Genomic DNA, 7,611 nt, shown 5'->3' on the forward strand with positions numbered 1-7,611 from the left:
ACACCGCCCCCCGACGAGACGAGGACACCGTGACCACCACCGCACCCACGACCGCCGGCGCCGACGCCGCGACGACGATCGGCGCCGCCGCCGAGCACTGGTCGGCCGCACCCCGGCCCGACTCCCCCGACGCCTGGCTCGTCCGCGCCGAGGAGGTCGCCGCCGTGCTCGCGACCGACGCCCTCGAGCGCGACCGCGCCGGCGCCGCCCCCTTCGCCGAGGTCGCCCTGCTCAAGGCGGCCGGCCTCGTCACGCTGCTCGGGCCCGCCGAGCACGGCGGCGGTGCCCAGGAGTGGACCACCGCCCTCCGCGTCGTCCGCACCGTCGCGCGCGGCGACGGCTCGATCGGCCAGCTGCTCGGCTACCACTACCTCTGGGCCTGGGCGGCCCGCCTCGTGGGGACCCCTGAGCAGATCATCGCGGTGGAGCAGCTCGCGACCGAGGGGGACCTCCTCTACGGAGGCGCGGTGAACCCGCGCGACTCCGACCTCACCGTGCGGGAGGAGGGCGACGAGCTGGTCTTCACCGGCCGCAAGTCGTTCTCGACCGGCGGCGTGGTCAGCGACCTGACCGTGCTCGAGGGGGTGCTCGAGGGGACGGACACCCACCTCTTCGCGATCGTGCCCACCGATCAGGAGGGGATCGTCTTCGGCCGCGACTGGGACAGCCTCGGCCAGCGCCTCACCGAGTCCGGCTCCGTCGAGATCCGCGGCGTCCGCGTGCCGTGGGCGGCGGCGGCCGGCTTCGTCGACAAGGTCTACCGTCCGCTCGTCTACAACACCCTCAACGTGCCCGTCATCCAGCAGGTCTTCGCCGAGTTCTACCTCGGCATCGCGCAGGGAGCTCTCGAGCGCGCGGCGCAGTACACCCGCGAGCGCACCCGGGCCTGGCCGTACGGCGGCGACGACAAGGAGCGCGCCGGCGACGAGTGGTACGTGCTCGAGGGATACGGCGACCTGCAGTCCCGGCTCTGGGCCGACGAGGCGCTGATCGACGCGACGGGGGCCGCGCTCTCGGCCGCGCTGCACGCTCCGCGCGAGGAGCTGACGCCTCGGCGCCGCGGCGAGATCGCCGTGCGGATCGCCGCGGCCAAGGCGCGGATCGTGGAGGACGGCCTCGCGACAGCGACCCGCGTCTTCGAGCTGACCGGCGCCCGCGCCTCCGCGAGCTCGGTCGGACTCGACCTCTACTGGCGGAACCTCCGCACCCACTCCCTGCACGATCCGCTGCCCTACAAGCGCCGCGAGGTCGGCGTCTTCGCCCTGCTCGACACCGTCCCCGAGCCCAGCTGGTACACCTGATCGGCCGCGGGGCGCGTCCTGCTCCGGCGACGCGCCCCGCCCGCACGCCGCCCCGGCGTCGATCCGCGACAGGCCGGAGCGGAGCCCCGGGGTAGCGTGAGGGCCGAGCGGAGGGAGGACCGTGGCCGTCACGCTGCACGACGTCGCCCGCGCCGCCGACGTCTCGATCAAGACCGTCTCGAACGTGATCAACGACTATCCGCACGTGCGCCCGGCCACCCGCTCCCGGGTGCAGGCGGCCATCGCGCAGCTGGGCTACCGGCCCAACCTCTCCGCGCGGAGCCTGCGCCGCGGCCGCACCGGCGTGATCGGCCTCGCCCTGCCGGAGCTGAGCCTCCCCTACTTCGCCGAGCTCGCCGACAGCGTGATGCGCGCCGCCGACGAGCGCGGGCTGACGGTGCTGATAGAGCAGACCGGCGGCGACCCCGAGCGCGAGCGGAGCGTGCTGGCGAGCGAGCGCCGGCAGCTCACCGACGGGCTGCTCTTCAGCCCGCTGGGCCTCGCCGACGAGGACGCGCTCGCGGTCGGCTTCCCCCTGGTGCTGCTCGGCGAGCGGATCTTCACCGGGCTGGTCGACCACGTCACCATGCAGAACACGGCGGCGGCGCACGCTGCCACCGCGCACCTGCTCGCCTCCGGAAGGCGCCGGATCGTGGCGCTCGGGACGCACCCCGACGCCGCTGTCAGCTCGGCGTCGCTCCGCCTCGAGGGCTACCGCGCCGCGCTCGCCGAGGCCGGCATCGCCTACGACGAGCGGATGATCGGCGTCTCGGGCCCGTGGCGGCGCTCCGGCGGCGCCGAGGCGATGCGCCGCGTGCTCGCCTCCGGGCTCGACTTCGACGCCGTGTTCGCGCTCAACGACACCCTCGCGCTCGGCGCGGTCCGCGCGCTCCAGGAGGCGGGGGTCCGCGTGCCCGAGGAGGTGGCGGTGATCGGCTTCGACGACATCGACGAGGCGGGCTACTCCTCCCCCAGCCTCTCCACCGTGGACTCGGGGCGCGACGAGATCGCGCGCACCGCGGTCGAGGTGCTGCAGGCCCGGATCGAGGGCACCCGCACCGGCCCCGGGACGCTCCACGAGGCGGCGTTCACCGTGGTCGCCCGGGAGTCGACCGCGGGCCGGCCGATCGCGGAGGACCCGGCCGTCGGACGGGCGTCGGCCGGGGCCTAGGCGCAGGTCCCGCTGCCGCAGATCTCGCGGCGGATCCACGCGCCCGCGTCCGCGACGGCCAGCTCGCCGCGGCGGAGGAGCCGGCTCCACTCCACGGCCCGCGTCGTCAGCCGGTCGTCGGCCGAGCCGCGGACGTCGCCGCCGACGGTGCGGAGGAACAGGTGCGCGAGCGGGCCGCCGAGGTACAGCGTGGCGCCCGCGACGCCGGCGAAGTGGCGGGCCTGGCCGCGGGTGCCGTCGTCGTAGGGGCGGCGGAAGCCCTTCCCCCGGACCCGGTTGCGGCCGCCGTGCGCCAGGTCGAGAGCGCCGAGCGGGGCGCTGCGGATGCCGGCGACGTCCTTCGCGACGGCCGCGAGGAACGCGCGCGGGCGGGGATGCGACGCCGCGAGGGCGTCGGCGCGGTCGGCGAGCTCGGAGCAGGCGTCGGTGACGGCATCGGAGGAGGGCACCCGCCCAGTCGAGCACAGGTGCGCTGAGCGGCGGCGGGGAGGGCCGACGCGCGAGGAGGTCTGCCGACCTCGGCAGCGGCGCAGCGAGGCGGGTGGGGCCCGTGCCGCTCTTGACAGCAGCGGAGGCGGGGCGGACCATCGTGTACAACGTTAGAAAGACCGCTCGCCGCCGAGCCCGCTGCGGGAGCCCGAAGCCCGAAAGGCCCTCATGACCGACGCCCCCGCCGCCACCGCGCGCATCAGCCTCGACCCCGCCGCGGTCGTCGCCCCCGTCACTCCGCGCCTCTTCGGCTCGTTCGTCGAGCACCTCGGCCGCTGCGTGTACGACGGCATCTACGAGCCCGGCCACCCCGCCTCGAACGAGGACGGCTTCCGCCTCGACGTGGTCGAGCTGGTCAAGGAGCTGGGCACCACGACGATCCGCTACCCCGGCGGCAACTTCGTCTCGGGCTACCGCTGGGAGGACGGCGTCGGCCCGCGCTCCGAGCGCCCCCGCCGCCGCGACCTGGCCTGGCACTCGCTCGAGACCAACGAGGTCGGGCTGGACGACTTCGCGAAGTGGGCGGAGCTGACCGGCAGCGAGATCATGTACGCCGTCAACCTCGGCACCCGCGGCGTCCTCGAGGCGCTCGACGTCCTCGAGTACGCCAACGGACCGGCCGGCACCGCTCTCGCCGACCAGCGCATCGCCAACGGCGGGACCGAGCCCTACGACATCCGCATGTGGTGCCTCGGGAACGAGATGGACGGCCCCTGGCAGGTCGGCCACATGAGCGCCGACGACTACGGCAAGCTCGCCTCCCGCACCGCCAAGGCCCTCAAGATCGCCGACCCCTCGCTCGAGCTGGTCGTCTGCGGCTCGTCGAGCTCGTCGATGCCGACCTTCGGCGAGTGGGAGCGCGTGGTCCTCGAGCACGCGTACGACGACGTCGAGTACGTCTCGTGCCACGCCTACTACCAGGAGTACGACGGAGACCTCGGCTCCTTCCTCGCCTCCTCCCTCGACATGGAGTACTTCATCGCCACCGTCGCGGCGACCGTGGACCACGTGAAGTTCAAGCTCAAGAAGACGAAGGACATCAAGCTCTCCTTCGACGAGTGGAACGTCTGGTACCTCGAGGAGTGGCAGGCCAAGGAGAAGGCCGACGCCGAGGGCGACCAGAGCACCCGCGAGTGGGCCTACGCCCCGCGCCTGCTCGAGGACGTCTACTCCGTCGCCGACGCCGTCGTCCTCGGCAACCTGATGATCACGCTGCTGAAGAACTCCGACCGGGTCACCTCCGCCTCCCTCGCGCAGCTCGTCAACGTGATCGCGCCGATCATGACCGAGCCGGGCGGAGCCGCGTGGCGCCAGACCACGTTCTTCCCGTTCTCGACCACCGCGCGCCTGGCCTCCGGCTCGGTGCTGCGCCCCCGGATCGACGCGGGGACCTACTCGACCGCCCGTCACGGCGACGCTCCGCTCATCGACTCCGTCGCCACCGTCGACGAGGGCCGCGCGGCCGTCTTCCTGGTGAACCGGTCGCAGACGGAGCCGATCGAGGTCACCGTCGACGTCAGCGGCCTCGGAGTCTCGAGCATCGCGGAGGCGCTGGCCCTGTTCGACGAGGACCCCTACGCGAAGAACACGCGTGACGACCAGAACCGCGTGCGCCTGCGCGAGGCCACGGCGACGCTCGAGGACGGCGTGCTGACGCTGACCCTCCCGCCCGTCTCGTGGACGGCGGTCGCGCTCACGGCGTAGCGGCGTCCGACCCGCGGGACCGCGTCCGGCTTCCCGGAGCTGCGCGGACCCGCGGGCCCCGTCGGGAACCGTCCCGGCTCAGGCCGCGGGCCGCAGCGGGGAGGAGGCGCTCGAGCTGGTCCGCGAGGTCGTCCGCCACCCCCACGAGTACGTGGCGGGGATCGGGCTCGACAACCTCGAGACGGCGGGTCCGCCCGAGCGCTTCGCCGACGCCTACCGCCTCGCCGCGGAGGCCGGCCTGGGCCGGACCGCCCACTCCTCCGAGCACGCCCCGACCGCGGCCAACGCGACGACCTGCCTCGATCTGCTGGGCTGCGACCGGATCAACCACGGCTACTTCGTCCTCGAGGACCCCGCCGTCGTCGAGCGCGTCCGCGAGCAGGGCGTCGTGTTCACCGTCGCCTCGACGACCTCGCGCCGCTCCTGGCGGCCCTGGCGGCGCGCGTCCATCCGGGCGATGCTCGACGCGGGACTGCGGGTCGTGCCGTGCTCCGACGATCCCGGGATGTTCCCGACCACGCTCGCCGACGAGTACCGTCTCGCCGCCGGCCCGATCGGCGCGACGGCCGCTCAGCTGCGCGCGATGGCGCTCACCGGAGCGGAGGCCTCCTGGCTGCCCGCCGACGAGAAGGAGAGTCTGCGCGCGTCGTTCGCCGCGGAGCTGGACGCGCTGGACGCGGAGTTCGGGCTCGTCTGAGGCCCGGGACGCGACGGGCTCCCCGCCCTGACAGAGTGGACGGATGAGCCCCCTCCCCGATCCCCTGGCCTGCGACCTCGAGGCGCTGCGCCGGGAGGTGCTGCCGGACGACGGGGGCGAGGTCGACGACAGCATCCCCGCGCTCGCGGACGCCGACCCGGGACTCTGCGCGATCGCGCTCGTCCTGCCCGACGGGTCCGTCCGCGCGAGCGCCGACGCGGAGGCGCGGTTCAGCATCCAGTCGGCCGTCAAGCCGTTCCTGTTCGCGCTCGCGCTCCTCGACACCGGCGGCGACGCGCTCGACCGCGTCGGCATCGAGCCCACCGGCGAGGCCTTCGACGCCCTCAAGCTCGAGAGCGGCACCGGGCGCCCGCCGAACCCGATGGTCAACGCGGGAGCGGTGCTGACCGCCGCCCTGGTCGACGGGGGCGACGCCGACGGCCGGAGCGAGCGGATCCTCCGCGGCCTCTCCGCCTTCGCCGGCCGCCCGCTCTCCGTCGACGAGAGCGTCGCCGCCGACGAGCACCTGCTCGGCGACCGGAACCACGCCCTCGCGCACCTGATGCGCGCGGAGGGCACCCTGCACCGCAGCGCCGACGACGCCGTCTCCGCGTACGCCCGGGCGTGCGCCGTGCTGGTCGACGTCCGCGACCTGGCCGCGATGGGCGCGACGCTCGCGTTCGGCGGCGTGCACCCGCGGACCGGCGAGCGGGTCGTGCCGGCGTCGGTCGCGCGCGACGTGATCGCGGTCATGGCGACGTGCGGCGTCTACGACGGCTCGGGCCGCTGGATGCGCGCGGTCGGCGTCCCCGCCAAGTCGAGCGTCTCGGGCGCCCTCGTCCTCTCCGCTCCCGGCCGCCTCGGCGCCGCCGTCGTCAGCCCGCCGCTGGACCCCCAGGGCACCAGCGTCCGCGGCGCCCGCGTCGCCGCCCGCCTGAGCGACGCCCTCGCCCTGCACTCCTTCGCGGTCGCCCCCCGCTGACCGCTGCCGTTCCCCCGCTCTCCCCGCTCCCGCCGGCGCAGCCGCGGCCCGTGCCCCGCGCCGTCGCAGGCGCCCACCGCACCCTCAGCGGAGACCACCCGCCCTCCCTCGACAGCGAAGGGCCGAGCCGCATCCGTGCACGCTCGCCCTCAGGGCCGAGCCACGTCAGCGCACGCTCGCCCGCAGGGCCGAGCTGACCGCCGAATCGCGTTCCAGCGATTCGCCGTAGCGGTACGCTCCCCGCTCCACGACACGCCCCCACCTCGTACAGCCGACCGCGGAGCGGATGACGACGAAGGAGGAATCCGCTCAATCCAAGAGCAGCGCCGGTTCCTCCAGCACGCTGGCGACGTCGGCGACGAAGCGGCTGACGACGTCGCCGTCGACGACGCGGTGGTCGAAGGAGCCGCCGACCGTGGTGACGAAGCGGGGGCGGACCTCGCCGTCGACGACCCAGGGCTTCTGCTTGATCGTGCCGAGGGCGATGATCGCGACTTCGCCGGGGTTCAGGATCGGGGTGCCCGTGTCCATCCCGAACACGCCGATGTTGGTGATGGTGATGGTGCCGTTCTGCATGTCGGCGGCGGTGGTCTTGCCGTCGCGGGCGTCGAGGGTGAGCTTCTCGAGGGCCTGGGCCAGTTCGAGGAGGCTCATCGACTGGGCGTCCTTGACGTTGGGGACGAGCAGTCCGCGCGGGGTGGCCGCGGCGATGCCGAGGTTGACGTAGTGGCGGACGACGATCTCGGTGTCGGTCCAGGCGGAGTTGACGGTGGGGTTGCGGCGGACGGCCCAGATGATGGCCTTGGCCATGATGAGCAGCGGCGAGACCTTGACGCCGGCGAAGTCGGGCGAGTTCTTGAGGCGCTTGACGAACTCCATGGTGCGGGTCGCGTCGACGTCGACGAAGACGCTGACGTGGGGCGCGGTGAACGCGCTCGTCGACATCGCGGCGGCGATCGCCTTGCGGACGCCGCGCACGGGGATGCGCTCCTCGCGGTCGTCGCCCCAGGCGGGGGTCTGGATGTTGCGGAAGACGCTGGCCTGGGAGGCGTGGCGGATGACGTCGTCGCGGGTGACCTCGCCGGCGAGGCCGGTGGCCTGCACCTCGAGGAGGTCGACGTCGAGGTCCTTCGCGAGCTTGCGGATCGGCGGCTTCGCGATGACGGGGAGCGCGGCGGCGGCCGGGGCGGTGGCGCCCGGTCGGCGGCGGCGGGTCTGGACGTGTCCGCCGGCGGTGCCGTAGCCGACGAGCGCGGCTCCGGAGCCC

The 7,611-nt window shown here is 74.2% G+C and carries 7 protein-coding genes; 5 read left to right on the forward strand and 2 right to left on the reverse strand.

Translation table 11 applies throughout. From position 1 onward, the window contains the following. Nucleotides 1–29: 29 nt before the first annotated feature. Both C5C46_RS14605 and C5C46_RS14610 read left to right on the forward strand, forming a co-directional pair. Nucleotides 30–1,301, forward strand: a complete 1,272-nt coding sequence (locus C5C46_RS14605) for an acyl-CoA dehydrogenase family protein (protein ID WP_258059521.1) — start codon at nt 30–32, stop codon at nt 1,299–1,301. 121 nt (nt 1,302–1,422) lie between these two features. Continuing rightward, nucleotides 1,423–2,472, forward strand: a complete 1,050-nt coding sequence (locus C5C46_RS14610; protein WP_104227227.1) for a LacI family DNA-binding transcriptional regulator — start codon at nt 1,423–1,425, stop codon at nt 2,470–2,472. On the opposite strand, the gene C5C46_RS14615 is transcribed toward C5C46_RS14610, so the two are convergent. Beyond that, complete coding sequence (locus tag C5C46_RS14615; RefSeq protein ID WP_104224546.1) at nt 2,469–2,921, reverse strand: hypothetical protein; 453 nt, start codon at nt 2,919–2,921, stop codon at nt 2,469–2,471. The two genes, C5C46_RS14610 and C5C46_RS14615, sit on opposite strands and share 4 nt — an antisense overlap. Before the next feature lie 208 nt (nt 2,922–3,129). On the opposite strand from C5C46_RS14615, the gene C5C46_RS14620 reads away from it, so the two are divergent. The 3 genes from C5C46_RS14620 (at nt 3,130) to glsA (ending at nt 6,344) form a co-directional block, all read left to right on the forward strand. After that, nucleotides 3,130–4,665: an alpha-N-arabinofuranosidase gene (locus C5C46_RS14620; protein WP_104227228.1), complete on the forward strand. Its 1,536-nt coding sequence runs from the start codon at nt 3,130–3,132 to the stop codon at nt 4,663–4,665. Nucleotides 4,666–4,780: 115 nt separating this feature from the next. Beyond that, nucleotides 4,781–5,362, forward strand: coding sequence for a hypothetical protein (locus C5C46_RS14625; protein ID WP_104227229.1), 582 nt, complete (start codon nt 4,781–4,783; stop codon nt 5,360–5,362). A 43-nt stretch (nt 5,363–5,405) separates the two neighbouring features. Continuing rightward, on the forward strand, nt 5,406–6,344 hold the full coding sequence (gene glsA, locus C5C46_RS14630; protein ID WP_104227230.1) for a glutaminase A: 939 nt from the start codon (nt 5,406–5,408) through the stop codon (nt 6,342–6,344). 309 nt (nt 6,345–6,653) lie between these two features. Here the strand turns inward: glsA and C5C46_RS14635 are convergent. Next, the coding region (locus tag C5C46_RS14635) for a dihydrolipoamide acetyltransferase family protein (protein WP_104227231.1) at nt 6,654–7,611 on the reverse strand (958 nt) is incomplete at its 5' end.

The organism is Rathayibacter sp. AY1E6 (genome assembly GCF_002931115.1).
Classification (GTDB): domain Bacteria; phylum Actinomycetota; class Actinomycetes; order Actinomycetales; family Microbacteriaceae; genus Rathayibacter.